The 25705-nt window shown below is 68.8% G+C and carries 24 protein-coding genes; 10 read left to right on the forward strand and 14 right to left on the reverse strand.

The features are described 5' to 3' along the window. Positions 1-4: 4 nt before the first annotated feature. The 3 genes from Q8N19_RS12885 to Q8N19_RS12895 all read right to left on the reverse strand — a co-directional run bounded on the left by Q8N19_RS12885 (position 5) and on the right by Q8N19_RS12895 (position 3135). On the reverse strand, positions 5-1201 hold the full coding sequence (locus Q8N19_RS12885) for a pentapeptide repeat-containing protein (RefSeq protein WP_305591265.1): 1197 nt from the start codon (positions 1199-1201) through the stop codon (positions 5-7). A gap of 77 nt (positions 1202-1278) precedes the next feature. Next, the gene (locus Q8N19_RS12890; protein ID WP_305591267.1) at positions 1279-1968 is read right to left on the reverse strand and encodes a CHAP domain-containing protein; all 690 of its coding nucleotides are present in this window, start codon (positions 1966-1968) and stop codon (positions 1279-1281) included. Between the two features lie 69 nt (positions 1969-2037). Further along, a complete protein-coding gene (locus Q8N19_RS12895; RefSeq protein WP_305591269.1) occupies positions 2038-3135 on the reverse strand; it encodes an acyltransferase in 1098 nt (365 codons plus the stop codon). Between the two features lie 150 nt (positions 3136-3285). Between Q8N19_RS12895 and Q8N19_RS12900 the strand changes: the two genes are divergently transcribed. Both Q8N19_RS12900 and Q8N19_RS12905 read left to right on the forward strand, forming a co-directional pair. Beyond that, a complete protein-coding gene (locus tag Q8N19_RS12900; protein ID WP_305591271.1) occupies positions 3286-4119 on the forward strand; it encodes a TerC family protein in 834 nt (277 codons plus the stop codon). Between the two features lie 138 nt (positions 4120-4257). Then, positions 4258-5919: an MDR family MFS transporter gene (locus Q8N19_RS12905; protein ID WP_305591273.1), complete on the forward strand. Its 1662-nt coding sequence runs from the start codon at positions 4258-4260 to the stop codon at positions 5917-5919. Between the two features lie 13 nt (positions 5920-5932). Here the strand turns inward: Q8N19_RS12905 and Q8N19_RS12910 are convergent, their stop codons facing one another. Together Q8N19_RS12910 and Q8N19_RS12915 are read right to left on the reverse strand one after the other, a co-directional pair. Further along, positions 5933-6700 carry a Crp/Fnr family transcriptional regulator gene (locus Q8N19_RS12910; protein WP_305591275.1) on the reverse strand — a complete coding sequence of 256 codons (768 nt, stop codon included), beginning with the start codon at positions 6698-6700 and terminating at the stop codon, positions 5933-5935. 119 nt (positions 6701-6819) lie between these two features. Beyond that, positions 6820-8982 (reverse strand): primosomal protein N', encoded by a 2163-nt coding sequence (locus tag Q8N19_RS12915; RefSeq protein ID WP_305591277.1) that lies wholly within the window; start codon positions 8980-8982, stop codon positions 6820-6822. A gap of 93 nt (positions 8983-9075) precedes the next feature. On the opposite strand from Q8N19_RS12915, the gene fsa reads away from it, so the two are divergent. From fsa to Q8N19_RS12935, 4 genes are read left to right on the forward strand one after another with little or no spacing between them, the layout of a single operon-like run. Next, on the forward strand, positions 9076-9729 hold the full coding sequence (gene fsa / locus Q8N19_RS12920; RefSeq protein ID WP_305591279.1) for a fructose-6-phosphate aldolase: 654 nt from the start codon (positions 9076-9078) through the stop codon (positions 9727-9729). Between the two features lie 31 nt (positions 9730-9760). Further along, positions 9761-10447 (forward strand): DUF484 family protein, encoded by a 687-nt coding sequence (locus Q8N19_RS12925; protein WP_305591280.1) that lies wholly within the window; start codon positions 9761-9763, stop codon positions 10445-10447. Then, positions 10444-11379 (forward strand): tyrosine recombinase XerC, encoded by a 936-nt coding sequence (locus tag Q8N19_RS12930; protein WP_371133851.1) that lies wholly within the window; start codon positions 10444-10446, stop codon positions 11377-11379. The genes Q8N19_RS12925 and Q8N19_RS12930 overlap by 4 nt, the downstream gene beginning before the upstream one ends. Further along, positions 11376-11876: a GNAT family N-acetyltransferase gene (locus Q8N19_RS12935; protein WP_305591282.1), complete on the forward strand. Its 501-nt coding sequence runs from the start codon at positions 11376-11378 to the stop codon at positions 11874-11876. The genes Q8N19_RS12930 and Q8N19_RS12935 overlap by 4 nt, the downstream gene beginning before the upstream one ends. A 179-nt stretch (positions 11877-12055) precedes the next feature. Here Q8N19_RS12935 and lpdA read toward each other — a convergent pair whose 3' ends face one another. The 6 genes from lpdA to Q8N19_RS12965 form a co-directional block, all read right to left on the reverse strand. Beyond that, complete coding sequence (gene lpdA / locus Q8N19_RS12940; protein WP_305591283.1) at positions 12056-13456, reverse strand: dihydrolipoyl dehydrogenase; 1401 nt, start codon at positions 13454-13456, stop codon at positions 12056-12058. Positions 13457-13525: 69 nt separating this feature from the next. Next, positions 13526-14743, reverse strand: a complete 1218-nt coding sequence (gene odhB, locus Q8N19_RS12945; protein ID WP_305591285.1) for a 2-oxoglutarate dehydrogenase complex dihydrolipoyllysine-residue succinyltransferase — start codon at positions 14741-14743, stop codon at positions 13526-13528. Between the two features lie 45 nt (positions 14744-14788). Continuing rightward, entirely contained in the window at positions 14789-17740 is a 2952-nt protein-coding gene (locus tag Q8N19_RS12950) for a 2-oxoglutarate dehydrogenase E1 component (RefSeq protein ID WP_305591287.1), read from the reverse strand. Between the two features lie 75 nt (positions 17741-17815). After that, entirely contained in the window at positions 17816-18694 is an 879-nt protein-coding gene (gene sucD, locus Q8N19_RS12955) for a succinate--CoA ligase subunit alpha (protein ID WP_305591288.1), read from the reverse strand. After that, positions 18694-19893 (reverse strand): ADP-forming succinate--CoA ligase subunit beta, encoded by a 1200-nt coding sequence (gene sucC, locus Q8N19_RS12960; protein WP_305591290.1) that lies wholly within the window; start codon positions 19891-19893, stop codon positions 18694-18696. Before sucC ends, sucD begins: the two co-directional genes overlap by 1 nt. 127 nt (positions 19894-20020) lie before the next feature. After that, positions 20021-20533 carry a DUF2306 domain-containing protein gene (locus tag Q8N19_RS12965; protein WP_305591292.1) on the reverse strand — a complete coding sequence of 171 codons (513 nt, stop codon included), beginning with the start codon at positions 20531-20533 and terminating at the stop codon, positions 20021-20023. Between the two features lie 137 nt (positions 20534-20670). Between Q8N19_RS12965 and Q8N19_RS12970 the strand changes: the two genes are divergently transcribed. Further along, positions 20671-21510, forward strand: coding sequence for a LytTR family DNA-binding domain-containing protein (locus tag Q8N19_RS12970; protein ID WP_305591294.1), 840 nt, complete (start codon positions 20671-20673; stop codon positions 21508-21510). Here the strand turns inward: Q8N19_RS12970 and Q8N19_RS12975 are convergent. Beyond that, on the reverse strand, positions 21507-22079 hold the full coding sequence (locus tag Q8N19_RS12975) for a GNAT family N-acetyltransferase (RefSeq protein ID WP_305591295.1): 573 nt from the start codon (positions 22077-22079) through the stop codon (positions 21507-21509). The two genes, Q8N19_RS12970 and Q8N19_RS12975, sit on opposite strands and share 4 nt — an antisense overlap. 93 nt (positions 22080-22172) lie before the next feature. On the opposite strand from Q8N19_RS12975, the gene Q8N19_RS12980 reads away from it, so the two are divergent. Further along, positions 22173-22919 (forward strand): lysozyme inhibitor LprI family protein, encoded by a 747-nt coding sequence (locus Q8N19_RS12980; protein WP_305591296.1) that lies wholly within the window; start codon positions 22173-22175, stop codon positions 22917-22919. A gap of 175 nt (positions 22920-23094) precedes the next feature. Here Q8N19_RS12980 and Q8N19_RS12985 read toward each other — a convergent pair whose 3' ends face one another. After that, positions 23095-24084: a malate dehydrogenase gene (locus Q8N19_RS12985; protein WP_305591297.1), complete on the reverse strand. Its 990-nt coding sequence runs from the start codon at positions 24082-24084 to the stop codon at positions 23095-23097. Positions 24085-24180: 96 nt separating this feature from the next. On the opposite strand from Q8N19_RS12985, the gene Q8N19_RS12990 reads away from it, so the two are divergent. Then, positions 24181-24633, forward strand: a complete 453-nt coding sequence (locus tag Q8N19_RS12990; protein WP_305591299.1) for an HIT domain-containing protein — start codon at positions 24181-24183, stop codon at positions 24631-24633. 51 nt (positions 24634-24684) lie between these two features. Here Q8N19_RS12990 and Q8N19_RS12995 read toward each other — a convergent pair whose 3' ends face one another. Further along, on the reverse strand, positions 24685-25074 hold the full coding sequence (locus Q8N19_RS12995; RefSeq protein ID WP_305591301.1) for a hypothetical protein: 390 nt from the start codon (positions 25072-25074) through the stop codon (positions 24685-24687). Between the two features lie 148 nt (positions 25075-25222). On the opposite strand from Q8N19_RS12995, the gene Q8N19_RS13000 reads away from it, so the two are divergent. Beyond that, the gene (locus tag Q8N19_RS13000; protein ID WP_305591303.1) at positions 25223-25564 is read left to right on the forward strand and encodes a sensor histidine kinase KdpD; all 342 of its coding nucleotides are present in this window, start codon (positions 25223-25225) and stop codon (positions 25562-25564) included. Positions 25565-25705: the final 141 nt, after the last annotated feature.

Raw genomic sequence — 25705 nt, forward strand, 5'->3', positions numbered from 1 at the left:
GCCCCTACAGGATCAGTTCGGCGCCCCGCAGGTCCGTCCCGGCCAGCTTGGCGCCGGACAGGTCCGCCTCGAGGAACCGCGCCCGCGATGCGTTGGCGCCGCTGAGGTCGGCATAACGCAGGTTCGCCCGGTTGAGGTCGGTGCGCAGCAGGCGGCCCTCGCCGATGGCCAGGGGGCCGAGCTTGGCCTCGCGCAGATCGGCGCGGATCAGGTTGGCCCCGGTCAGCCGGGCGCCCCGCAGGTCGGCGCCCCGCAGATCGGTCTTGCGCAGGTCACAGTCGGACAGATCGGCGCCTTGAAGCTGGACCCCGCGCAGATCCATGCCGAAGAAGATGGCGCCGGGGGCCGGCAGGCCGCTCAGCCGACGGCTGCGCAGGTGGCGCAGGGACCGGAAGTCCGCGCCCGCGAGGCGTGCGGCGACGCCCTGGCGACCTTCGCTGTCGCAGAAGGCTTCATGGTCGGCGATGAGGTCGTGCAGGGGCTGGTCGTCCACATAGAAGACGGTGGCGGGCGCCTTGAGCAGGTCGCTGAGATCGGCGCCGTCGAGACCCGCCGCGGCGAGGTTGGCCCCGGCGACGATCGCCCCGCGCAGGGAGGCGCCGCTGAGATCAGCCCCGTCCAGCTGAGCGCCGGACAGATCGGCGCCGTCGAGCCTGGCGTTGGCCAGTCGCGCGCCCACCAGCACCGCGCCGGTCAGGCTGGCGTCGCGGCAGTCGACGGCGGTCATGATGTCGGTGAGATCGGCGCCCTCGGCCACGGCGTATTCCAGATTGCCCTCGCGGGCCTCCGGCGCCAGCACGCGAAAGCCGTCGGCCCGGGTCTGCATGGCGATGCAGCCCTCGCGCAGGTCGGCCCCGGACAGGTCCGCCCCGGAAAGATTGGCGCCCCGCAGGGTCGCCCCGCGCAGATCGGCCTGGGTCAGCCGCGCGCCCCGCAGGTCGGCGTCCCGCAGGTCAGCGCCGAACAGATTGGCGCGGCTGAGATCAGCGCCCGCCAGGATCGCGCCACTCAGGCGGGCGCCGGTGAGATCGGCCTCGGCCAGCAGGGCGCCTTCCAGATTCCAGTCGGCCAGATCAGCCCGCACCAGATCGGCGCGGCGGCCGCCAGCCAGGCCCTGGACGTAGCGGGCGTGGGCTGCCAGAGCCGTGCGCAGGTAGGACTGGGTCTGGGGGCGCAGATGTGAAGCGGCGGGACTTGCCATGGGCGACCTTCAGATGAGGCCGCCACAGTGGTCTGGCGCGGTTTAAGGAAGGGTTGTCCGCGACCCTCAGGCCGCGACTATTCCTGAGAGTCGCCGGCTTGAGCCCCGCCCTGACCGGCGGCCTGCAGCAGGGCGGCGATCCGGTCGGTGGCGTCGGCGGCCTGGCTCAGCATCTGCAGCGGGCCAGACCCCGGGCGCACGGCGGCGACCATCTGGTTGGCGGCCGACTGGGCCACGGTCACCGCGGTGTTCTGGGCGGTGGTGAAGCCGGTCTTGGTCAGGGTCGAGGCCGTGGCGTCCTGATAGATGAAGCCGTGGACCGGATAGGTGGTGGAGCCGAGATCGCCGATGGAGTCGTACCAGACCTTGACCTGGCTCCAGTCACCCTTGGGGGAGACGTCGATCACGGTGACGTCGCGCTCGATCTGGCCGCGGGTTCCGTTGATTCGCGACCAGTTGGCGTGGGAAATCTGGATCACCCGGTCGGTGAGCACCTGGCTGACCACGGCCACGTGACCCAGGCGCATGGCGCCGGTGGGCTTGAAGCAGAGGACGGCGCCGGCCTGGGGGGTGTTGCCCGTGTCGTACTTGCCAGCGGCCTGTTTCCACCAGGTCCAGGCGTCGCCGAAGATCTGCACGCCGGAAATCATCCGGGCGAACGGCACGCATTGCCAGTAGGTGTCCGCAAAGGCGCTGCCGGCGGGGGCGAGCGCCATGACCGCCGCAGCCGTCATGGAACCAAGGACGAGGCGTGTCCGTTTCATCATGTTGGGCGTAACTCCCCGACGCGAACTGGCGTTAGGGATAGTTTCTCACGCTCGGGATGAAAAGAGGGTTTATGCGCCTGCGACCTTCGGCGCACGTCCTTTCCACAGCCCCGCCCACAGCTTCATGCGCTCGCGGGCCGGTTTCTCGATCAGATGATAAGACAGGGCGGCCAGTGGAATCACGCCCACCAGGAGCACCAACCATATGCCAAGCGGCAGCTGGTCGCTTTCAAGCTTGAGCAGACTGGCGGCCCCGTTGACGAATACAATCTTCCACGGCACGCAGATCATGTAGATCGAATAGCTGATCTCACCGAGATAGATGAGGATCGGCGTGCTCAAGGCCTGGGACCCGTTCTGAGCCAGACGGGCGAGGTAGAAGATCAGCCCCGCGGTCCCCAGCACGATGATCGTATCCGACAGGCCCAGGGTGGCGGCGAACAGGGCGACGGCGCCTGAAATTGCGGCGCCCAGCCAGGCCTGCGACCGGCCGCCGCCGGCCCGCTCCCGCCAGAGGCTGTGCAGGGCGCAGCCCAGGGCGAAGCAGGGAACGATTCGCAGCGCCCCCCAGGAGATCGTCGCCAGGGTCAGGGGATGACCGGCCAGGACCTCGAACCCGGCATAGAGGCCGGCCATGAAGACCGCCGCCAGGGCCACCGCCACCAGGGGCCGGGCCTTGAGCGCCAGGGCCGCCCAGGCGAACAGGGGGAAGGTCAGATAGGCGAACCACTCGGCCGAGATCGACCAGGAGGGATGGTTCCAGCCGGCGACCGGGGCGAACCCCCAGGCCTGCACCAGCAGCAGGTTGGGAAGCAGCGCCTCCCACGACAGGATGTTGGGGTCGACCGCAAAGCCCGCCGCACCGGCCGCCGCCGCCAGGACCCCCATGCCGATCAGTGTCGCCAGATGCAGCGGGTAGACCCGCGCCAGCCGCGCCCACAGGAAGCCGCCATAGTTGAAACCGCCCGCCTCCACCTGGCTGCGATATACGTGACACAGGATGAAGCCGGACAGCACGAAGAACAGCTCTACCCCCAGATAGCCCTTGGCCACGAAGAGCGGCGTGGCCCCCGTCGCCAGGGCCGGCCAGTAGTGGAACAGCACCACCCAGAAGGCGGCGAAGAACCGCAGGGAGGTGAGCGGGTGAATCTGCTGGGCGTCGGTCATGGGGCGGCGGACTCTTGTGGGCCGGCGGGGTCAGGCGCCGGTCTCGGGATTCTTCGTCGCACTCTGGCGCCAGAAGCCTCACCATCGCGTTAGCGCAGCCACGCCCCGCCGGATCAGCTAAGCCTGGGGCCTTCTCCCGGAGAATCACCCATGGACTCAGTTCTTGTCCTGCTTACCGACCCGGTGGCCTGGGCCGCCCTCATCGCACTCATCGTGATGGAGGTGGTGCTCGGCATCGACAACCTGGTCTTCATCTCGATCCTCTCCAACAAGCTGCCGCCCGAGCAGCGCAGCCGGGCCCGGAAGATCGGCATCGCCCTGGCCCTGATCATGCGCCTGGGGCTGCTTTCGACCCTGGCCTTCCTGGTCGGCATGACCCAGACCGTCTTCAGCATTCCCCTGCAGGGTCCGCCGGACCCGGTGCACGGCATGCCGATGTTCGAGATGGACTTCTCCTGGCGGGACCTGATCCTGATCGCGGGCGGCCTCTTCCTGGTCTGGAAGGCCACCACCGAGATTCACGAAAAGGTCGATCCCGAGCCGACCCATGGGGTCCTGGACGTCAAGGGGGCCGTGGCGGCCAACTTCTCGGCCGTGATCGTGCAGATCCTGCTGCTGGACCTGGTCTTCTCCATCGATTCCATCCTCACCGCCGTGGGCATGACCGACCACTTGCCGATCATGGTCGTCGCCGTCGTCTTCGCTGTGGGGGTCATGCTTCTGGCCGCTGACCCGCTGGCGGAGTTCATCGACGGCAACCCGACGGTGGTGATGCTGGCTCTGGGCTTCCTGCTGATGATCGGGGCCACCCTGATCGCCGACGGCTTCGGTTTCCATGTGCCCAAGGGCTACATCTACGCGGCCATGGCCTTCTCCGGCCTCGTGGAGGGGCTCAACATCTTCGCCCGGCGCGCGGCCCGGCGAAAGGCGGCGGCTCAGCCGGCTTTGGGGCATGCATCGCCGACCGGTTCTGATAACGTCTGAGGATTATCTCCGCCCCGGACGTCACATCGGCGCGCCGGGGCGGGCTCAGACATTTGAAAAACCTGGGACGGTCGGCGGATTGACGTCGCGCTGGACCAAAGAATTGGCGGCGCTCGAACGTCGCTTTGGAAACGCGCATTGCAAGAGCCCCCTGTCTTTGACGAGGCGGACAGACGCCTCACGCTCATCTCCGTCCTGATCGTCTTCCTGCTCAGCGCCATGAGCCAGACCGTGGTGGCCACGGCCATGCCGCGGATCGTCTCGGACCTGTCGGGCCTCCATCTCTATGCCTGGGCGACCACCGCCTATCTGCTGGCCTCGACCGTCATGGTGCCCATCTGGGGCAAGCTCGGGGACATCTTCGGGCGCAAGCCGGTTCTGCTCTGGGGAATCGGGGTCTTCCTCACCGGCTCCTGGCTCTGCGGCCTGGCCGGGGAGTTCGGCGACCTGCCCCTGATCGGCGGCGGCATGACCCAGCTGATCACCGCCCGCGCCCTGCAGGGAATCGGCGGCGGCGCGCTCTTCACCATCGCCTTCGCCATCATCGCCGACCTCTATGCGCCGCGGGAGCGGGCCAAGTTCTCCGGCCTGTTCGGCTCGGTCTTCGGGGTGGCCAGCATCTTCGGACCCGTCATCGGCGGCTTCTTCACCGACCACGGGACCTTCGAGGTGGCGGGCCACGTGGTCGAGGGCTGGCGCTGGGTCTTCTATGTGAACGTGCCCTTTGCGCTCGCCGCGGTGGCCATGATCACCCTGAAGATGCCCGCCCTGCCGCCCCGGGGGGAGGGGCGCATCGACTATGCGGGCGCCGCCCTGATCGTGGTGGGTTTCACCACGCTCCTGCTGGCCATCACCTGGGGCGGCAGGGACTATGGCTGGGGTTCGCCCATGATCCTGGGTCTGCTGGCGGTGAGCCTGGCGTCCCTGACCGGCTTCGTCTTCGTCCAGAAGGCGGTGCGCGACCCGATCCTGCCGCTGGAGCTGTTCAAGAACCGGACCTTCAACACCGCCAACGGCGCGGCCTTCATCTACTCCATGGCCTTCATGGGGGTGACCTCCTTCCTGCCCCTCTACATGCAGGTGGGTCAGGGGGTGCCGGCCACCCGCAGCGGCCTGACCATGCTGGCCCTTATGGTGGGTCTGGTGGCCTCCTCCACCATCAACGGCCAGCTGGTCACCCGCACCGGGGTCTATAAGCCGTTCATGATCGGCGGCGGGGCGGTGCTGATCGCCGGCGTCTTCTCCCTCTGCTTCATCGGTCCTGACACCGGCACCCTGGACCTGGCCTGGCGGCTGCTGATCGTCGGGATCGGTCTTGGCCCGGGGCAGAGCCTGTTCGGGCTGGCGGTGCAGAACGCCGTGCCGCCCCATCAGCTGGGGGTGGCCACCAGTTCGGGCCAGTTCGTGCGCCAGATCGGCTCGACCATGGGGGTGGCCCTGTTCGGCGCCATCCTTACCTGGGGCCTGACCTCGGAGCTTGGCCGGCTGTCGGCGGCCGATCCCAGCGCCAGGGTGCAGACCCTGGAGCTGTCGGACCTGCAGCGCATGGCCATGGAGCGGGACGCTGATCCGGATCTCGCCGCGGCCCGGGCCGCCGATCCGGCGACGCGGGCGACCGACCAGATCATCCGCCAGAGCTTCTCCACCGCCGTGGTCTACGGGATCATCTTCAGCCTGGCCGTGCTGCTGCTGGGCTTCCTGCTGATGCTCAAGATCCCGGGCGTAAGGCTGCAGGACCGTGTCCCGCCGCCCTCTCCCGCGCCTGCGCCAGCCGAGGCGCTGGGCAAGCCAGGAGGCTGAAGGGGCGGCGGCCTCAGTCCTCGCTCACCTCGGGCAGCAGCAGGCTGAAGTGGTCCTCGACGGCCTGGTAGCATTCGCAGCAGGCCTCCTCGAGCCCGTCCCGGTCGAGCACCTCCACATGGCCGTGGTGCTGGCGGATCAGGCCCCGGTGCTCCAGGGCCTTGGCCACGCCTGAGACCGTGGTGCGCTGGACCCCCAGCATCTCAGCCAGACTCTGCTGGGTCAGGCGGATGATATCGGTGTCAGACCGGTCGTGGGTGGCCAGCAGCCAGCGGCAGGCCCGCTGCTCCACCGGATGCAGGGCGTTGCACACCACCGACTGCATCACCTGGGCCAGCAGGGCGTCGGCATAGCGGGAAAACAGGTCGGCGATCTCCGGCCGGCGTCGCTTGGCCCCTTCGAGTTGTTCGGTGGCGATGACCAGGACAGGGCCCGCGATCTGCACCACGGCGCGGCCATAGGCCGGCTTGTGGCCGGAACTGACAATGCCGCCGGCGGCGCCTTCGCGGCCGATGCTGGCGGCCTCTACCTCGCGCCCGTCGCGGGTCACCAGCTGCAGGGAGATGATCGCCGAGCGGGTCGGAAAGTGGGTGAGATCCACATCGTCGCCGGGCTCAAAGAGGACCCGCCCCCGCTCCAGGTTCAGCTGGCGCAGGTGTGGGGCGATATCGTTCAGCACCGCGCCGGGCAGGGCGGCCAGCAGGCGGTTGGCCCGGAGGGCGGAGGTGTCGGACACTCCGCCATAGGCGCGGGGATCGGAAGATGACTGACCCATGGACATGGGAAGGAAACGCCTCAGACGGCACGAGGTGGCAGGGAAGCTTCACAGAAGGCCCTACAGACTTGCGCGCGCCGCGTCCGTCGGGCGCCCGACTATTGGTCGCAGGCCAGGCGACTGATCTACAGGAAGCTGTAGGGGTCCACGTCGATCACCACACGGACCGAGCCCGGGGGCCTGACCCGCGCCCGCCAGGCGGCCAGATAGGCTGATAGATCAACCGTGCGATCGGCCCTCACCAGGAACCGCTTGCGCCGCCGTCCTCGGACCAGAGAGAGCGGGGCGTCGGCCGGACCGTAAACCTCCAGCCCCTCGGCGTTGGGGGCGGCCGCGGCCATGTCCCGGACGAAGGCCTCCAGGGCCTGGGGGTTCTCGCTGGAGACGATCACCGCGCCCAGGCGGCCGAAGGGCGGCAGACCGGCCAGCTCCCGCTCGGCCATCTCGGCGGCGACGAAGGCGTCCCGGTCCTGGGCGGCCAGGGCCTGCATCACCGCATGATCGGGGGCGTAGGTCTGAACCAGCGCGCGCCCCGGACGGTCATGGCGGCCCGCCCGGCCCGTCGCCTGGGCCAGTAGCTGATAGGTCCGCTCGGCGGCCCGCAGATCGCCCCCTCTCAGGCCCAAATCGGCGTCCACCACCCCGACCAGGGTCAGGTTGGGGAAGTTGTGGCCCTTGGCGGCGGCCTGGGTGGCCACCAGGATGTCGATCTCGCCGGCCGACATGGACTCCACCAGCCGGCGGGCGGCCTGGGCGTCGAACACGGTGTCGGAGGAAAACACCGCCACCCGGGCCTCGGGGAACAGGGCCCGGGCCTCCTCCTCCACCCGTTCCACCCCTGGCCCCACCGACACCAGGCTGTCCACCGCCCCGCAGTGGGGGCAGGCCTTGGGCTTGGCCATGGAGAAGCCGGTGAGGTGACAGACCAGCCGGCCGGTATAGCGATGCTCCACCAGCCAGGAATCGGTGTCCGGCGCGGTCAGCCGCTCGCCACAGGCCCGGCACAGAACCAGCGGCGCATAGCCCCGGCGGTTGAGGAACAGGAGGGCCTGCTCGCCCCGGGCCAGGGTCTCGCCGACCGCCTCGACCAGGGGGGCCGACAGCCAGCGGCCGGTCTCCAGGGGCGTCTCCCGCAGGTCGATCAGGTCGATCTGCGGCAGGACGGCGACCCCATGCCGGTCGGTCAGCCGCAGCCAGCGATAGCGGCCGGTCTCGGCGTTGCGCAGGGACTCTAGAGACGGGGTCGCCGAGGCCAGCACGACGGCGGCGGCCTCCATCTTGCCGCGCACCACGGCCAGGTCCCGGGCCTGGTAGATGAAGCCCTCCTCCTGCTTGAACGAGGTGTCGTGCTCCTCGTCCACCACGATCAGCTTCAGGTTGGTGAAGGGCAGGAAGAGCGCCGAGCGGGCGCCAACCACGATCGGACAGGCGCTGGTGGCCACCGCCTCCCAGACCCGTCGCCTCGCCGGCGGGGCGACGCCGGAATGCCATTCAGCCGGCATGGCCCCGAACCGCTCGGAGAACCGCGTCAACACCGCCTGGGTCAGCGCGATCTCCGGCAGCAGCACCAGGACCTGGGCGGTGGGGTCAGCGGCGAGGACCGCGGCCACAGCCTCCAGATAGACCTCGGTCTTGCCCGATCCCGTCACCCCGTCGAGCAGGGCGACATTGAAGCCGCCCTCAGAGATCATGGCGCTCAGCGCCTGGGCGGCGGCGGCCTGGCTCGGATTGAGCGGCGCCCGGGGCAAGGTCAGGTCCGGGGTCGGAAAGGCCACAGGCGCAGGGATCTGGCGCACCTCAAGGACGCCCTCGTCAATCAGGCCCTTGATGACGCCGGCCGAAACCTCCGCCTGACGGGCGAGATCGGCTGGCGCGCCGACGAAGCCTGGGATCGCCGCCATCACCTTTTCGCGGGCCGGGGTCAGCCGCGCCGGCGCAGACCCGGTGGCGACCACCTGCTTGACCGGCCGGGCCTTGGGCGCGCGGGCGCCGCGCAGGGCGATGGCCAGCGGCTGGCCGGGCGCGTCCACCGCATAGCGGGCCGCCCACTGGACGAACTCCAGAGTTCCCGGCGGCAGGGGGGGATCCTCCAGCAGCGCCTCCAGAGGCTTCAGCGGCCGATTGCCGCCGACCGCATCGCGCAGGGCGGTCACCACGCCGCGCAGGGTGCGCGGGCCAAGCGGCGCGGCCACCTGGTCGCCCACCTGCAGCCCCATGCCGTCAGGCTCGGCATAGTCGAAGGCCTCGGGCAGGGGCATGGGCAGCAGGACCGAGGCGATACGGCTCATGACCGACGCGCCTCAGCTGTCATCAAGGCGGGGTGGCGAGGACCGGGCGCAGGGGCTAAACACCGCCATTCACTGCGCAGGGAGGCCCAGGCCATGCAGATCTTTCTCGACACCACCGACACGGCCGTCCTGAAGGACCTGGCCTCCACCGGTCTTGTGGACGGCGTCACCACCAATCCGTCGCTGATCGCCAAGTCGGGCCGTCCCATGCTGGAGGTCATCGCCGAGATTTGCGGCCTCGTCGAGGGGCCCGTCAGCGCCGAGGTGGCCGCCACTGAGGTCGAGGCCATGCTGGCTGAAGGCCGCAAGCTGGCGGGCGTCGCCCCCAATGTGGTGGTCAAGGTGCCCCTGACCCGGGCCGGGCTGACCGCCACGGGCGTGTTCACGCGGGAAGGCATCCAGACCAATGTCACCCTGTGCTTCTCCGCCGCCCAGGCCCTGATGGCCGCCAAGGCCGGCGCCACCTACATCTCGCCCTTCATCGGCCGCCTGGACGACCACGGGGCCGACGGCATGGATCTGATCGCCGAGATCCGCGCCATCTACGACAACTACGACTTCGACACCGAAATTCTCGCCGCCTCGATCCGGACCCCCGCCCATGTGACGGCCTCGGCCCTGATGGGCGCCGACTGCGCCACCATTCCGCCGGCGGTCTTCCTCGACCTGTTCAAGCACCCGTTAACCGAGAAGGGTCTTGATCAGTTTATGAGCGACTGGGCCAAGACCGGTCAGTCGATCCTCTAAGACGGCGCACGGACGGCGAAGGACGGAACGGATGGACGGGGCGAGCATCGACGGCGCCATGAGCGCCCACGAGGCCCAGGCGGCCGTCCGGGCCTTCCTGCTGGAAAACCCCGGCGTCCTGCTGTACGATCCGGAGCTGTTGCGCCTGCTCGGCCTGCAGACTCTACCGGAGAATGTGGTGGCCTTCGGGCCCGCGGCCCTGGCCCGGGTCCACGCCGCCCACCGCAAGGAGTCGGCGGTGCGCCGCCAGCTGGAGTCGACCGCCCGGGCCAATTTCGCCGCCCAGGCCCAGACCCATGGGGCTGTCATCGACCTCTTGGAGGCCCGCAACCACGCTGATCTCGCCCGGCGGGTGGACGACCTGGCCCAGCTGCGCTTTGGCCTCTGCTGCGGGTCTGTGGCGCTGGAAGGCCCTGATCGCACCCCGGCCGGCTGGCGGCCCCTGGTGGAGGGGCAGGTGGACATGATCCTCGGTGGGCACCAGAAGCTGACCCGCATGGGGTTCTGGGCCCCGGCGCTCGGCCTGTTCGGCGACCGGGCTGAGGATGTGAAATCCATGGCCCTGGTCCGTCTGGCCATGTGGGAGCCGGCCCGCGAGGGCATCGTGGCCTTCGGCTCGGATGATCCCAAGGGCTTCACCGAGGATATGGGCGCCGAGCTCGTGGCCTTCCTGGCCCGGGTGATCGAGCGCACGGCGGAGCGTTGGCCGGTCCTTTGACCCCCTTGAGCCCCAACGCCCCGGCCGATCAGGCCGTCGTGGCGTGGCTGGCCTATCTGACCCAGGAACGCAGGGCCTCGCCGCGGACGGTGGAGTCCTACGGCGCGGCCGGACGCCGCTATGTCGCCTTCCTGCAGCAGCATCGCGGGGGCGGGCTGACCGTGACCGACTTTGGCGGCGTGCAGACCGCCGAACTGCGCGCCTGGCTCGCCCATCTGCGCCAGGGGGATCATCCCCTCTCCCCGCGCTCCCTGTCTCAGGCCCTGTCGGCGGTGCGGGGGCTGCACCGGTTTCTCGACCGAAGGCTGGGCGTGGCCAATGCGGCGGTCAGCCTGGTGCGCGGTCCGCGGATCAAGCCCGGCGCGCCGCGCCCCGTCACCGAGGACCAGGCCCGCGGCCTGATCGCCGAGCCGGGGCTCGACCCCGATCGGGAGGGCTGGGAGGCCAGCCGGGACGCTGCGGTCCTGACCCTGCTCTATGGCTGCGGCCTGCGGATCTCCGAGGCCCTGTCTCTGAAGCGGTCCGACGCGCCCCTGCCCACAAGCCTGCGGATCACCGGCAAGGGGGGCAAGACCCGCCTGGTCCCGGTCCTGCCGGCCGTAGCCGACGCGATCAGCGACTACCTGGCCGATCTGCCGTTTGTGCTGGCGGCGGGGGATTCGCTGTTCCGGGCCAAACGCGGCGGGCCTTTGAGCCCGCGCCACGTCCAGGCCACCGTGCAGATCCTGCGCGGCCGGTTGGGCCTGCCCGACAGCGCAACCCCACACGCCCTGCGGCATTCCTTCGCCACGCACCTATTGGGCGCAGGCGCCGACTTGCGTTCAATCCAGGACCTGCTAGGCCACGCCTCGCTGTCCACCACCCAACGCTACACCGAGGTGGACGCCGAGCGCCTGCTCGCCGCCTATGCCAAGGCCCATCCCCACGCATGACCTGTCCCGTCCGTCTTCGCCCCGTGATTCCCGGCGACCTGCCGATCTTTTTCGAGCAGCAGCGGGATCCCGCCGCCAACCGCATGGCCGCCTTCGGCGCGGCTGATCCGGAGGACCGGGCCGCCTTCATGGCCCGCTGGGACAGGCTGCTGAAGACCTCCGGCGTCACGGCCCGCACCATCGAGGTGGCCGGGGACGTGGCCGGTCACATCCTCAATCACACCACCGCGGGCTCGCCTTCGGTCTCCTACTGGGTGGGCAAGCCCTGGTGGGGCCAGCGGGTGGCGACCCAGGCCCTGGTCGCCTTCCTGCAGCAGATCGCCACACGGCCGGTGGAAGCCCGGGTGGCCAAGGACAATATCGCCTCGCTGAAGGTGCTGCAGCACGCCGGCTTTGTGATCCGCGGCCAGTCGGCGGCGTTCGCCCCCGGCCGCGGCGAAGAGGTCGAGGAATATGTGATGGTGCTGGAGCCCGAGCCGATGGCCCAGGCGGGCTGAGCGGGCTCTCACGCCGCATATTCCGTCACCCTTGGGCTTGACCCGAGGGTGCATGCACGCCGGCCAACCGAAGTGTTCATGGATGGTCGGGTCAAGCCCGACCACGACGGAGAGAACACGCGGGCGCCACCGCCCTGCGTGCGAGCGTCAGCGAGCCTCGAAGGACACTGGGCCTTGCCTTAAGACTGCATGGTCCAGCCCTCGACGCCCATGGCGGCCTGACGGCCGGCCTCGGAGCGTGTCGGGTGGGGGTGGCTGGTGCGGGCGATGTCCTCGCTGGCGGCCTTGAAGGTCATGGCCACGCAGTATTCGCCGATCATTTCGCCTGCTTGCGGCCCGACGATGTGAACACCGAGGATCTCGTCGGTCTTGGCGTCGGCCAGGATCTTGGCGAAGCCATCGGTCTCGTGGTTGATCTTGGCGCGGCTGTTGGCGGTGAAGGGGAACTTGCCGACCTTGTAGGCGACGCCGGCCTCCTTCAGCTGCTCCTCGGTCTTGCCGACCCAGGCCACTTCCGGGGCCGTATAGACCACGCTGGGGACCAGATTGTAGTCCACATGCCCCGCCTTGCCGGCGATCAGCTCGATGCAGGCGACGGCGTCTTCCTCGGCCTTGTGGGCCAGCATGGGGCCATGGATGGCGTCGCCAATGGCCCAGACGCCCGCCGCCGAGGTCTTGAAGTGGTCGGTCTCAATGACGCCGCGCTTGTCGGTGGTGACGCCGACGCTCTCGAGCCCCAGACCCTCGGTGTAGGGACGGCGGCCGATGGCCACCAGGACGTAGTCGGCCTCCAGGGTCTCAGCCTCGCCGCCGGCCACGGGCTCGACGGTCAGCTTCACGCCGGACTTCGACGTCTCAGCGCCGGTCACCTTGGCGCCCAGCTTGAAGACGATGCCCTGCTTGGTCAGGGACCGCTGGAAGGTCTTGGCGGTCTCGGTGTCCATGCCAGGCGTAATACGGTCGAGGAACTCCACTACGGTCACCTCGGCGCCCAGGCGGCGCCAGACCGAGCCCAGCTCCAGGCCGATGATGCCGGCGCCGACCACGATCAGCTTCTTGGGCACTTCGGGCAGGGACAGGGCGCCGGTGGAATCGACGATGCGCTGCTGGTCGATGGTCACGCCCGGCAGCGGGGTGGGCTCCGAGCCGGTGGCGATGACGATGTTCTTGGCTTCCAGGGTCTGGACCGCGCCGTCCGCGCCGGTGACCTCGACCTTGCCGGGGCCCACGATCTTGCCGGCGCCCTTGATCCAGTCGGCCTTGTTCTTCTTGAACAGGAATTCGATGCCCTTGGTCAGCTGGGTCACGGAGTCGGCCTTCTGGGCCATCATCTGCGACAGGTTCAGCTTCGGCTTCACCTCGATCCCGAGGGTGGCGAATTCCTTGCCCATGGCCGCGTCATACAGCTCCGAGGCGTGCAACAGCGCCTTGGACGGCATGCAGCCAACATTCAGGCAGGTGCCCCCCAGGGTGTCGCGCTTCTCGACGCAGGCCACCTTGAGGCCGAGCTGGCCGGCGCGGATGGCCGCATTGTAGCCGCCGGGGCCGCCCCCGATGATGACGACGTCGTATTGGGACATGGGACTGCAATCCGTAGGTCAGAGGGTCTTAAAGCCGAAGGGGCGCGGTCCCCCGCGCCCCTGGCTGTCTCAGAGGTCCAGCAGCAGGCGCTGGGGATCTTCGATGGCGTCCTTGACCTTCACCAGGAAGGTCACCGCGCCCTGGCCGTCCACCACGCGGTGGTCGTAGGACAGCGCCAGATACATCATCGGGCGGATCACCACCTGGCCCTTCACGACCATCGGGCGCTCCTGGATCTTGTGCATGCCCAGGATGCCCGACTGCGGGGCGTTCAGGATCGGCGTCGACATCAGCGAGCCATAGACCCCGCCGTTGGAGATGGTGAAGGTGCCGCCCTGCAGGTCGTCCAGGGCCAGCTGGCCGTCGCGGGCCTTTTTGCCCATGGCGCCGATGGCTTTTTCCACCCCGGCCAAGCTCATCTCGTCGGCGTCACGGATGACCGGAACCACCAGGCCCTTCTCGGTGCCGACGGCGACGCCGATGTCGTAGTGGTTCTTGTAGATGATGTCCTGGCCGTCGATCTCGGCATTGACATCGGGCACCTGCTTCAGGGCCGCGATACAGGCCTTCACGAAGAAGCTCATGAAGCCCAGACGGACCCCGTGGCGCTTCTCGAACACGTCCTTGTATTCGGTGCGCAGGGCCATGACCGCGCTCATATCCACCTCGTTGAAGGTGGTGAGCATGGCGGCGTTGTTCTGCGCCTCCTTCAGGCGCCGCGCGATGGTCTGGCGCAAGCGGGTCATGCGGACCCGCTCTTCGCGCTCATGCAACTCGCGGGGCGCCGACGGGGCGGCGGCAGGCGCAGGCGCGCTGGCGCGGGACTCCAGGGCGGCGATGGCGTCGCCCTTGGTCACCCGGCCGTCCTTGCCCGAGCCGCTCACCTTGGCGAGGTCGAGATTGTTCTCGGTGGCGATCCGCTGAGCCGAGGGGGCGGCGGGCTTGGCGGCTTCTGATTTGGCCGGGGCCGGCGCAGGGGCGGCTTCAGCCTTGGGTTCCGGCTTGGCCTCGGCCTTGGGGGCCTCCGCCTTGGCGGGCGCGGCGGCCGCGCCGCCTTCGGACATCTTGCCCAGCACCGTGCCCGGCTCGACCGTGTCGCCTTCGCCGGCCAGGATCTCGCTCAACACGCCATCGGCGGGGGCGGCGACTTCCAGGCTGACCTTGTCGGTTTCCAGCTCGACCAGAATCTCGTCCTTACGGACGGCATCGCCCGCCTTCTTGGTCCAGCGCGCCACCGTCGCCTCGGTGACGGACTCGCCCAGGGCGGGGGTCATGATGTCGGCCATAGTGGTAGATTCCTGTTCTTATTCAGTTCTTAGACGAACGACGCCCTAGGCGAAGGCTTCGTTGAGGAAGGTTTCAAGCTCGGCCAGGTGGCGGCTCATCAGGCCTGCGGCCGTGGAGGCCGAGGCCGGGCGGCCGACATAGCGGGCGCGGCGGGACTTCACGTCCAGGCGCTCGAGGGTGAGCTCCAGCCACGGGTCGACGAAGGTCCAGCCGCCCATGTTCTTGGGCTCTTCCTGGCACCAGACCAGCTCGGCGTCCTTGAACCGCTTCAGCTCGGCCGACAGGGACTTCACCGGCCAGGGATAGAACTGCTCAAGGCGCAGGATGTAGACGTCGTCGACGCCCTTGGCCTCCCGGGCCTCCAGCAGGTCGTAATAGACCTTGCCCGAGCAGAGGATCACCCGGCGGATCTTCTCGTCGGGGACGAGGGTGGTGGTGGTGTTTTCGCCCCGCTCGGCGTCATCCAGCAGCACACGGTGGAAGGACGAACCCTCCGACAGGTCGGTGAGCCGTGAGACCGCCTTCTTGTGCCGCAGCAGGCTCTTGGGCGTCATCAGGATCAGCGGCTTGCGGAATTCCCGCAGCAGCTGCCGGCGCAGGATGTGGAAGTAGTTGGCCGGCGTGGTGCAGTTGGCCACCTGCATATTGTCCTCGGCGCAGGACTGCAGGAACCGCTCGAGCCTCGCCGAGGAATGCTCCGGCCCCTGGCCTTCATAGCCGTGGGGCAGCAGCATCACCAGGCCGCTCATCCGCAGCCACTTGCGTTCGCCTGAGGAGATGAACTGGTCGATGACCACCTGGGCGCCGTTGGTGAAGTCCCCGAACTGGGCCTCCCACAGGGTCAGCGTCCGGGGTTCGGCCAGGGAGAAGCCGTACTCGAAGCCCAGCACCGCCTCTTCCGACAGGGCGGAATCCAGCACCTCGAAGTGCGCCTGGTTGGGCGACAGGTTGCGCAGGGGGAAGTAGGCGTCCTCGGTCTTCTGGTCGATCAGGGCCGAGTGGCGCTGGGTGAAGGTGCCGCGCACGCTGTCCTGGCCCGACAGGCGGACGGGATAACCCTCGTCCAGCAGGGTGGCGAAGGCCAGGTGCTCGGCGGTGGCCCAGTCCAGGCCCTCACCGTTCTCGATGGCCTCCCGGCGGGTCTGCAGCACCCGGGCGACGGTCTTGTGGATGTTGATCCGTTCCGGCGCGGCGGTGATCTTGCGGCCAAGGTCCAGCAGCTTCTGCAGCGGCACTGCGGTGTCGCCGCGGCGGTCCTCGGTGGTGGGCAGGGTCAGGCCCGACCACTTGCCGTCCAGCCAGTCAGCCTTGTTGGCCTTGTAGTCCTTGCCGGCGTCGAACTCCTTGTCGAGGAAGTCGGCGAACTCGGCGATCCAGCCGTCCACCTCCTCAGGCGTCACGACCTTCTCGTCGATCAGGCGCTTGGTGTAGATCTCCCGCGTCGACGGGTGGCCCTTGATCTTGGCGTACATCAGGGGCTGGGTCATCGTGGGGTCATCCCCCTCGTTGTGACCGAACCTGCGGTAGCAGAACATGTCGATGACCACGTCCTTGCCGAACTGCTGGCGGAACTCGGTGGCCACCTTGGCGGCGAAGACCACGGCCTCGGGGTCGTCCCCGTTCACGTGGAAGATCGGCGCCTCGACCATCAGGGCGACGTCCGACGGATAGGGCGAGGACCGGCTGTTCTTCGGGCTGGTGGTGAAGCCGATCTGGTTGTTGACGATGAAGTGGATCGAACCGCCCACCCCGTAGCCCTTGAGGCCCGAAAGGGCGAAGCACTCGGCCACCACGCCCTGGCCGGCGAAGGCCGCATCCCCGTGCAGCAGCAGGGGCAGGACATGGTTGCGGCCGGCGTCGGGGTTTTCGCGAAGGGTGAAGGCCTGCTTGGCCCGGGCCTTGCCGATCACCACCGGATTGACGATCTCCAGGTGGCTGGGATTGGCGGTCAGCGACAGGTGGACCGAATTGCCGTCGAACTCGCGGTCCGATGAGGCGCCCAGGTGATACTTGACGTCGCCGGAGCCCTCGATGTCCGTGGGCAGGGACGAGCCGCCCTGGAATTCGTGGAAGATGACGCGATAGGGCTTGCCCATCACCGCGGCCAGGACGTTCAGGCGACCCCGATGGGGCATGCCGAGCACGATGTCGCGGACGCCCAGCGCCCCGCCGCGCTTGATGATCTGTTCCAGCGCCGGGACCATGGCCTCGCCGCCGTCGAGGCCGAAGCGCTTGGTGCCGGGGAAACGGCGGTGCAGGAAGCGTTCGAAGCCCTCGGCCTCGATCAGCTTCTTGAGGATCGCGACCTTCCCCTTGGGGGTGAAATCGATCTCCTTGTTGCGGCCCTCGATCCGCTCCTGCATCCAGGCCTTCTGGGTGGGATCGGAGATGTGCATGTACTGCACGCCGACATCGCCACAGTAGGTGCGGCGCAGGATGTCGAGGATCTCGCGGACCGTGGAGGTCTCCAGGCCGAGCACATAGTCCAGGAAGATCGGCCGGTCATAATCTGACTCGGTGAAGCCGTAGGAGGCCGGGTCCAGCTCGCTGGCGTCGCCGGGCACGATGGCGATGCCCAGGGGGTCGAGATTGGCCCGCAGATGGCCGCGCATCCGGTAGGCCCGGATCATCATGATGGCGCGCAGGGAATCCAGGGTGGCGGCGCGCACCGCATCCGTGGAGGCGGCGGGCGCGCGCTCGGCGACCTTCTTTTCGAGCTTGGCCTCGACCGCCGGCCAGAGGCCGTCCAGGGCTGAAAGCCAATCGGGCCGCGCGGCCGGCGCGTCAGGCCTGACCCAGCCGGGCTTGGCGGCGGCGGCCTTGATCTCCTCGGCGCGCTCATGGAGCGAGGCGAAGAAGGCGCGCCACGAGGGCTCCACCGAGCCGGGATCCTCCGCCCACCGGGCGTAGAGATCTTCTACGAAGGCCCCATTGCCGCCATAGAGGAACGAGGTCTCGGCGAGCACCTCGTTAATCAGACCTGCGTCGTCCGCCATGCTTCCGCTTCCAGACGGTCCGCGAAGCTTCTTGGTGAGAGGAGCCGACGGCGGACCGCCATACGCTTGATTGTGTCAGGCGCCCTTGAGCACCTGGAGCAGGGTTTCGCCGAGTTTCGCCGGAGAAGGCGAGACGCGGATGCCCGCATCTTCCATCGCCGCGATCTTGTCCTCGGCGCCGCCCTTGCCGCCCGAAATGATTGCGCCCGCGTGACCCATCCGCCGCCCGGGGGGGGCGGTGCGTCCCGCGATGAATCCGACCATAGGCTTCTTCTTTGGTGAATTCTTGATGAATTCAGCCGCCGCTTCCTCGGCTGCGCCGCCGATCTCGCCGATCATGATGATCGATTCGGTCTCGTCGTCGTCGAGGAACATCTGAAGCACGTCGATGAACTCGGTGCCCTTGACCGGGTCGCCGCCGATGCCGACAGCGGTGGTCTGGCCCAAGCCCACCTGAGTGGTCTGAAACACAGCTTCGTAGGTAAGCGTGCCGGAGCGGGAGACAACACCCACCGAGCCGCGCTTGAAGATATTTCCCGGCATGATGCCGATCTTGCACTCGTCCGGGGTCAGAACGCCCGGGCAGTTGGGGCCGATCAGGCGGGACTTGGAGCCCGACAGGGCGCGCTTGACCTTGACCATGTCGGCCACCGGGATGCCCTCGGTGATGCAGATGATCAGCGGGATTTCGGCCTGAATGGCTTCGAGGATCGAGTCCGCGGCGAACGGTGGCGGGACATAGATCACGCTGGCTTCGGCGCCGGTCTGGTTGACCGCCTCGCTGACGGTGTCGAACACCGGCAGGCCGATATGGGTCGTGCCGCCCTTACCGGGCGTGACGCCGCCGACCATCTTGGTCCCGTAGGCCATGGCCTGTTCCGAGTGGAACGTACCCTGGCTGCCGGTGATGCCCTGGCAGATGACCCGGGTTTCTTTTCCGATGAGGATGGACATTAAGCGGCTCCCCGAACGGCCTTGACGATCTTTTCTGCGCCGTCCGACAGATCATTGGCGGACACGACGTTCAGGCCGCTCTCGGCGATGATCTTCTTGCCGAGCTCGACATTGGTGCCCTCCAGGCGAACCACCAGGGGCACCTGCAGGCCGACTTCCTTCACGGCCTCGACCACGCCCTCGGCGATGATGTCGCAGCGCATGATGCCGCCGAAGATGTTGACCAGGATCCCCTTCACGCTGGGATCGGCAGTGATGATCTTGAAGGCCGCGATGACCTTCTCCTTGGTGGCGCCGCCGCCCACGTCGAGGAAGTTCGCCGGCTCAGCGCCATAGAGCTTGATAATGTCCATGGTCGCCATGGCCAGGCCTGCGCCATTGACCATGCAGCCAATTTCACCATCGAGCGCGATGTAGGAGAGGTCGTACTTGGACGCCTCGATTTCCTTCTCGTCCTCTTCGGTGGTGTCGCGCAGCGCCACGATGTCCGGATGGCGATAGAGCGCGTTGCCGTCGAAGCTGACCTTGGCGTCCAGCACCCGCAGGTGATCGTCAGCGGTGACGATCAGCGGGTTGATCTCGAGCATCTCCATGTCCTTGGCGACGAACGCGCCATAGAGCTGGCCGAGCAGGGTGGCGGCTTCCTTGGCCAGACCGCCGGTCAGGCCGAGCGACTTGGCCAGGTTGCGCCCGTGGTGCGGGAAGACGCCGGTGGCCGGATCGATGGAGAAGCTGATGATCTTTTCAGGGGTCGAGGCGGCGACCTCTTCGATGTCCATGCCGCCTTCGGTGGAGGCGACCACCGAGACGCGGCTGGTGTCGCGGTCGACCAGCAGGGAGAGGTAGAGTTCGCGGGCGATGGCCGCGCCTTCCTCGATATAGAGGCGGTTGACCTGCTTGCCCTTGGGACCCGTCTGGTGCGTCACGAGGACGCGGCCGAGCATCTCCTGGGCGTTGGTCTTCACCTCGTCGGCGGACTTGACCACCCGGACCCCGCCCTTGGCGTCGGGACCGAGGCCTTCGAAGCGGCCCTTGCCGCGTCCCCCGGCGTGGATCTGGGATTTGACGACCCAGACCGGGCCTCCCAGCTTCGCGGCGGCCTGGGCGGCCTCTTCGACGGTGTGGGCGGCGAAGCCGCGCGGAACCGCCACGCCGAACTCTGCGAGGACGGCTTTGGCTTGATGCTCGTGGATGTTCATGAGGCTGCGATTTGTCGCTGAAATCGTCTCGCCCGGACCGGCGAGTTCTCGGGCTTATAGGCGCCGCCTCCGAGCGTGGCAACCCGCTAACCCGACGTCACACCCCAACGAAAGTGACATGGGCGCCTCAGCCAAAGAATAGGGTCCACATGGTCCGGCCGGGAATGAAGGCGATGATCAGATTGACCGCAAAGGCGCCGTAGAACAGGCCCATCATCGCGCGGCGGTGACGGGCGACGTCGCGGCGCTTGGCCCAGATCACCGCCAGGGGCAGGATGATCAGGGTCCAGCCGGTGAAAAGATGGATCAACGACCAGCGCCCCTGGTTCAGGCTGGTGATGAACAGGGTGGAGACCGCCGTGGTCATGACCAGCGCCACCCACATCCAGCCCGCTGTCCGATGGAAGGTCCGCCCTTTGCGCGCGGTCATCAGCACCGCCCCCAGGACGAGCGCCGCCAGGGCCGTGTAGAGGTGGATTTTGACGACCGGCGAAAGCTTGGCCAGCACGGCAAAATCCGGGGCGTGGGGCCGGGCTGCGGCCAGCTCCCGCCCGATCGCCGGCCAGATCCCCCACATGGCGCCGGCCAGGATGAGGAAGACCACCCCCAGGCTCAGGGCGAAGCCGCGGCCGAAGGTCATGGCGCTCAGGGGCTCAGGCGGGGCTGGCTGTCTTGCGGGGCGAGCGACATGGGGTATCTCCTTTTCGTTGCGGCGGGGCCGCGATCTGAGCGGAGACAAGGGTTGGGACGGACGTGGGGCCAGCGGGGTTTCGTGGAATGACGTCCAGCCGTCGTGAAAAGACGCCCCCGTCCGCTGACGAAACGTCGACGACGCGCCGGCCTCTGGCCTACGGGCCCTATGAGGATCGGGCCGGCTGGCTCCGGGGCCTGGGCCTCGCCCTGGCGGTGGGGGGTTTCCTCGCCCTGTCGGGCGCCTTCGCCGATAAGGACGCCTCCCTCGGACGGCGGCTGGCCTATTGGCTACCGATGATGGGGATCGGCGCCCTGTGGGGCGGGTTCATCGCCAGGGCCTTCTTTCCAGACCATGGTGACGAGGACGCGCCCCCTCAGGGGATGTGGCTCAACAGCCTGTGGGCGGCCCTGGCCATGGCCTTACCCTTCACCGGCCTGGTGTGGACGGCGACCTGGCTGGCCTTCGGCCACCAGATCCCCTGGCGGGGCCTGCCCTATCTGTTCGGCAGCGTCTTTGTCCTGTCCCTGGCCATGACGGTGCTGAACACCCTGGTGGAGAGCCGCCGCCAGGCCATGCGCCGGCTCCGGGCGGCGCCGGCGCCCGTCAAGCCGGTCCGGTTCCTGGAGCGGTTGCCGCCGCGCCTGCGCGGCGCCGACCTCCGCGCCATAGAGGCCGAGGACCACTATCTGCGCCTGCACACCTCCAGGGGCCAGGACCTGATCCTCATGCGGCTGGGGGATGCGATCGAAGAGCTGCAGGGCCTCGAGGGCGCCCAGGTCCACCGGTCCTGGTGGGTGGCCCGCGCCGCCATCGCCGACGTGCGGCGGGGCGACGGCCGCGCGGTCCTGACCCTGGCCGGCGGGATCGAGGTCCCCGTCAGCCGCACCTATGCCCGCCTGCTGCGCGAGGCGGGCTGGTACTAGCCGGACTGGCCCCGCCTCGCCCGCCAGGCCGCGCGGCTCTGGCCCCAGACATCGACCGCGACGTCCATGGGCACCGGCAGGCGGGCCTGGCGGAGGATCGCCGATCCCAGCCGCCGCGCCACCGCCTGGGAATTCACATTCACCGGCTCGATGGTGTGGATCACCTCATCCCAGCCCAGATGATCGAAGGCGAAGTCCATGGCTGCGGCCGCGCCTTCGGTGGCGTAGCCCCGGCCCCAGCAGTCGCGGATGATCCCCCAGCCGACCTCGGTCCCGGGCCAGCCGTGGGGCCGCCAAGGCCCCAGCCGGCCGATCCAGCGGCCGCTCTCCTTCTCGATCACCGAGAACATGGAGAAGCCCTCCATCGACCAGGACCCGGCGATGGTCATCATGGAGCGCCAGACCTGGGCCGGGGTCATGGTCCCGCCGATATGGCGGGCGGCCTCCTCGTCGGCGGAAAAGGCGCACCAGGCCTCGAAATCGGTCATGGCCGGCGGGCGCAGGATCAGCCGCTCGGTTTCAAGGGTCGGCCCCGGAGCCAGACCTGTCGCCACAGTGTTTATGCTCATGAGCCTCCCCCCGGTCGCATCGTTCAGCCGCAATTCAGGCGTAAGCGCCCAGCCTTGTCGATACCCGCCCGCCAGATCATAAGGCGCCCGCCCATGAACCTCGACGCCCCAGAGCCCGACATCTCACCGCCTGACATCTCAGCGCCCGGCGGCCCCCCGCCGCGGGATGGCGACCTGAGGCTGCGGCAGGACGCGCCGCCGCCAGGGCGCCGCAGACCGCTGGGCCTGTGGATCGCAGGGGGCGCAGGGCTCGCCGTCGTCGGCGCCCTGGCCCTGGGCCTCGCCCTGCCGGGCGAGCCGCCGGACATGGCCGCGCCAGGGGCCGAGACCCTGGACATCCAGGTGGCCGAGCGCCCCGCCGGGCCCGCCCCGACGCCGGCGCCGGGCGCGCCGCTGGATGTGCTGCCGCAGGACATGGCGCAGGCCGCGCCGCACAATCCGCCGCTGGACCCCGCGCCGCAGCCTGACGCCCCCCTGGCTCAGGCGCCTGAACCGCCCCCCTTCGCCGCCGAAGACCTGCGCCAGCCGGCCAGCCTGGCCTTCTCGCCCAGTTTCGATTGCCGCCGGGCCCGCACCCCGGCCGAGCGGGTGGTCTGCGCCGATCCGGTTTTGGCTGAGGCCGACCAGCAGCTGGCCGCCGCCTATGAGCAGGCCCTGGCCGCAGGTATCCCCGACTGGCGCCTGGAACGGCAGCAGCGCCGCTGGCTCAGGGCCCGGGAAGACGCCGCCCGGGACGCGCCGGCCGCCGTGGCCGAGGTCTACGCCGCCCGCATCGCCGAGCTGCAGGACCAGGCCGCCCTCGCCCCGCCGGAAGAACCGGCCTGGCCGCCGTCCTGGTGAACCCACGAAAAAGGGCGGCGCCGGTCGCCCGGGCCGCCCTCACCTGTAATGCACCCCCACCTCCGCCGTCGCCCTCGGGCTTGACCCGGGGGCCCATGCACTCGGCCGTTCGCCGGTGTTCATGGATGGGCCGGTCAAGCCGGGCCATGACGGTTGGAGGTTCGTCGCCCCTCGATCAGCCGAGCATGTCCTTCACGGTGTCGCGCTCGCCGACCAGCTCGTCATTGGTGATGGCGATCTTGGACTTGGCGAAGTCGTCCATCTCGTAGCTGGTGACAACTTCGTAGGCGCCCGGCGTGGTGGTCTTCACCGGCATGCCGGCCCAGACGCCCTCGGCGAAGCCGTAGCGGCCTTCCGAATTGATGGCGACCGAGTGGATCTTGCCGGGCGTCACCAGGTCGCGGACGTGGTCGATGAGGGCGTTGGCCGCCGAGGCCGCCGAGCTCTGGCCGCGGGCCTCGATGATGGCCGCGCCGCGCTTGCCCACGGTGGGCAGGTAGTCGTTCTTCAACCAGGCCTCGTCGCCGATGACGTCAGCGGCGGCCTTGCCGCCGATCTTGGCGTGGGTGAAGTCGGCGAACATGGTCGGGCTGTGGTTGCCGTAGATGAAGAGGTCGGAGACGTCGTTGATCGAGACGCCGGCCTTCTTGGCCAGCTGGGCGCGGCCGCGATTCTCGTCCAGGCGCACCATGGCGGTGAAGCGATCGGGGCTCAGGCGCTTGGCCTGGCTGGCGGCGATCATGACGTTGGTGTTGCAGGGGTTGCCGACCACCGCCACGCGGGCGTCGTCAGCGGCCACTTCGTCGATGGCCTTGCCCTGGGCGATGAAGATCTTGCCGTTGTCCTTCAGCAGGTCGGCGCGCTCCATGCCGGGGCCGCGGGGCTTGGAGCCCACCAGCAGGCTCCAGTTGGCGTCCTTGAAGGCCACCTTCGGATCGTCGGTCAGCACCATGTCGGCGAGCAGCGGGAAGGCGCAGTCGTCCAGCTCCATGGCCACGCCCTTCAGGGCCTTCTGGGCGCCTTCGGTGGGGATTTCCAGCATCTGCAGGATGACCGGCTGGTCCTTGCCCAGCATCTCGCCCGAGGCGATGCGGAAGAGCAGGGCGTAGCCGATATTGCCGGCCGCGCCGGTGACCGCCACGCGGACGGGGGGCTTCGTGGTCATGGAGAGCTCTCCTGGATAGGGGCCAAGACGTCGTGTGTCGGCGGTCCCGTAGCCCAAGGACCGCCCCTGCGGCAAGGGCGGCGGCTTGCGGCGGGCATGCTCCGGCTCCAGTCTGAGGTCATGTTCGCCGTTGACCCCGCCTTTGTCGCCACCTCCCACCTGCTGCTCGAGCTTAGCCTGTGTCAGGCCAGGCTGCAGGACGACGCCCGCTATCCATGGATCGTGCTGATCCCGAGGATCGCCGGCGCCCGGGAACTGGAGGACCTGTCAGGGGCCGATCAGACCCTGCTGATGGCGGAAATCCTGGCCGCGGGGCGGGCGACGCGCGCGCTCGGCGAGGTCGCCGGACGCCCGGTGGAGAAGCTGAACATCGGGGCGCTGGGCAATGTCACGCCCCAGCTGCACATCCATGTGGTGGGCCGGCGGGCCGATGATCCAGCCTGGCCGGCTCCCGTATGGGGTCACAGCCCCTCCCTGGCCTATGAATCCGAGGCCCTGGCCCGGACCCTGGAGACGGGCCGCGCGGCCCTTCAGGACTCTAAATCATGAAGTCAGAGCAATTTTGATCCGACCGCCGCGTCACACTGATCGGAAAATGCTCTAGCGGCGGCGCATCACTACGGTGCGGGGCGCGCCATCTTCCACCATGTCCCCCGACCACTGGCCGTCGGCCGCGGCTGACAGGGTGATCACGGTGGGCGGGGCGCCCCGCCGCGGCGTGAAACGCAGGGTCACCTGGCCGCTGCGGCGCTCGATGTTGTCGAGGAAGCCAAAGCCGTCCAGGGCGCCGGGCCGGCGGGCGTCGCGCCAGGCGCCTTCCAGGGGGCCCGAGCCCCGATCGACGAAGCGCAGGGCGTATAGGTCCTGGCCCGCTGGGGTGGTCAGGGCCCAGCCGCCGTCCAGCGGACCCTGCAGCCCCTGGGCTGAGTTGTAGGAGGCCCGCAGGCGCTCCTCATAGCTGCGCTCCTCGGCGTTGAGCTGGCCGGCCACCGCCTGGCGCTCGTCCAGGAAGACCGGCTGGGAGGCGATGGTGCGGTCGGGCCGCGGGACGGGCGCCTGAGCCGCCGGGGCCGGTGGCGGCGCGGGGCGGGGCTGCGGGGCCTGTGGGGCCGGGGCTGGCGGGGTCGGCGAAGGCGTCGTGACCGGCGGCGCGGGCGCGGGCGCGGGCGCGGGCGCGCCGGGGTCCGAGTCGGCCGAAGCCGATGTGCGCTTGCGCCTCGCGGTCGAACAAGGGGCAGGCCGGAACGCCGCGCGGACCGCGGTGCTGTGGGTGGAAGACCGTGGCCCGGGTGTGCCGGTCGCCTTGCGCGAACGCATCTTTGAAGCCTTCTACCGCCTGCCCGGCGCCAGCGAGCGAGAGGGTGGCGTGGGCCTCGGTCTGTCGCTGGTCAAGACCATCGTCGAGCGCCACGGCGGGCGTGTGCACTGCGAAGACCGACCCGGCGGCGGAGCCCGTTTCGTGGTGAGTTTGCCGCTCTGACCTTTTTGGTGAATATGACCTAAGCGCTGTGCTGCTTTCGTATTCGAAAACTGACCAACTCCCCCAGATTGGGGATGGCCGAACGGTCTTTCGCACAGCACAATAGGAGCAGTTGCTGTCACAACACCACGAAGAACAGAC

This window comes from Phenylobacterium sp., assembly GCF_030693405.1.
In the GTDB taxonomy this organism is placed as follows: Bacteria; Pseudomonadota; Alphaproteobacteria; order Caulobacterales; family Caulobacteraceae; genus Phenylobacterium.

Coding starts and splice junctions, on each gene's coding strand:
- Q8N19_RS12935 (WP_305591282.1), top strand. CDS start 11,376: ATGACCTGTCCCGTCCGTCTTCGCCCCGTGATTCCCGGCGACCTGCCG.
- sucD (WP_305591288.1), bottom strand. CDS start 18,694: ATGTCCATCCTCATCGGAAAAGAAACCCGGGTCATCTGCCAGGGCATC.
- Q8N19_RS12970 (WP_305591294.1), top strand. CDS start 20,671: ATGACGTCCAGCCGTCGTGAAAAGACGCCCCCGTCCGCTGACGAAACG.
- Q8N19_RS12925 (WP_305591280.1), top strand. CDS start 9,761: ATGGACGGGGCGAGCATCGACGGCGCCATGAGCGCCCACGAGGCCCAG.
- fsa (WP_305591279.1), top strand. CDS start 9,076: ATGCAGATCTTTCTCGACACCACCGACACGGCCGTCCTGAAGGACCTG.
- Q8N19_RS12990 (WP_305591299.1), top strand. CDS start 24,181: ATGCTCCGGCTCCAGTCTGAGGTCATGTTCGCCGTTGACCCCGCCTTT.
- Q8N19_RS12895 (WP_305591269.1), bottom strand. CDS start 3,135: ATGACCGACGCCCAGCAGATTCACCCGCTCACCTCCCTGCGGTTCTTC.
- Q8N19_RS12950 (WP_305591287.1), bottom strand. CDS start 17,740: ATGGCGGACGACGCAGGTCTGATTAACGAGGTGCTCGCCGAGACCTCG.
- odhB (WP_305591285.1), bottom strand. CDS start 14,743: ATGGCCGACATCATGACCCCCGCCCTGGGCGAGTCCGTCACCGAGGCG.
- sucC (WP_305591290.1), bottom strand. CDS start 19,893: ATGAACATCCACGAGCATCAAGCCAAAGCCGTCCTCGCAGAGTTCGGC.
- Q8N19_RS12965 (WP_305591292.1), bottom strand. CDS start 20,533: ATGACCTTCGGCCGCGGCTTCGCCCTGAGCCTGGGGGTGGTCTTCCTC.
- Q8N19_RS12985 (WP_305591297.1), bottom strand. CDS start 24,084: ATGACCACGAAGCCCCCCGTCCGCGTGGCGGTCACCGGCGCGGCCGGC.
- Q8N19_RS12885 (WP_305591265.1), bottom strand. CDS start 1,201: ATGGCAAGTCCCGCCGCTTCACATCTGCGCCCCCAGACCCAGTCCTAC.
- Q8N19_RS12890 (WP_305591267.1), bottom strand. CDS start 1,968: ATGATGAAACGGACACGCCTCGTCCTTGGTTCCATGACGGCTGCGGCG.
- Q8N19_RS12900 (WP_305591271.1), top strand. CDS start 3,286: ATGGACTCAGTTCTTGTCCTGCTTACCGACCCGGTGGCCTGGGCCGCC.
- Q8N19_RS12910 (WP_305591275.1), bottom strand. CDS start 6,700: ATGTCCATGGGTCAGTCATCTTCCGATCCCCGCGCCTATGGCGGAGTG.
- Q8N19_RS12915 (WP_305591277.1), bottom strand. CDS start 8,982: ATGAGCCGTATCGCCTCGGTCCTGCTGCCCATGCCCCTGCCCGAGGCC.
- Q8N19_RS12980 (WP_305591296.1), top strand. CDS start 22,173: ATGAACCTCGACGCCCCAGAGCCCGACATCTCACCGCCTGACATCTCA.
- Q8N19_RS12975 (WP_305591295.1), bottom strand. CDS start 22,079: ATGAGCATAAACACTGTGGCGACAGGTCTGGCTCCGGGGCCGACCCTT.
- lpdA (WP_305591283.1), bottom strand. CDS start 13,456: ATGTCCCAATACGACGTCGTCATCATCGGGGGCGGCCCCGGCGGCTAC.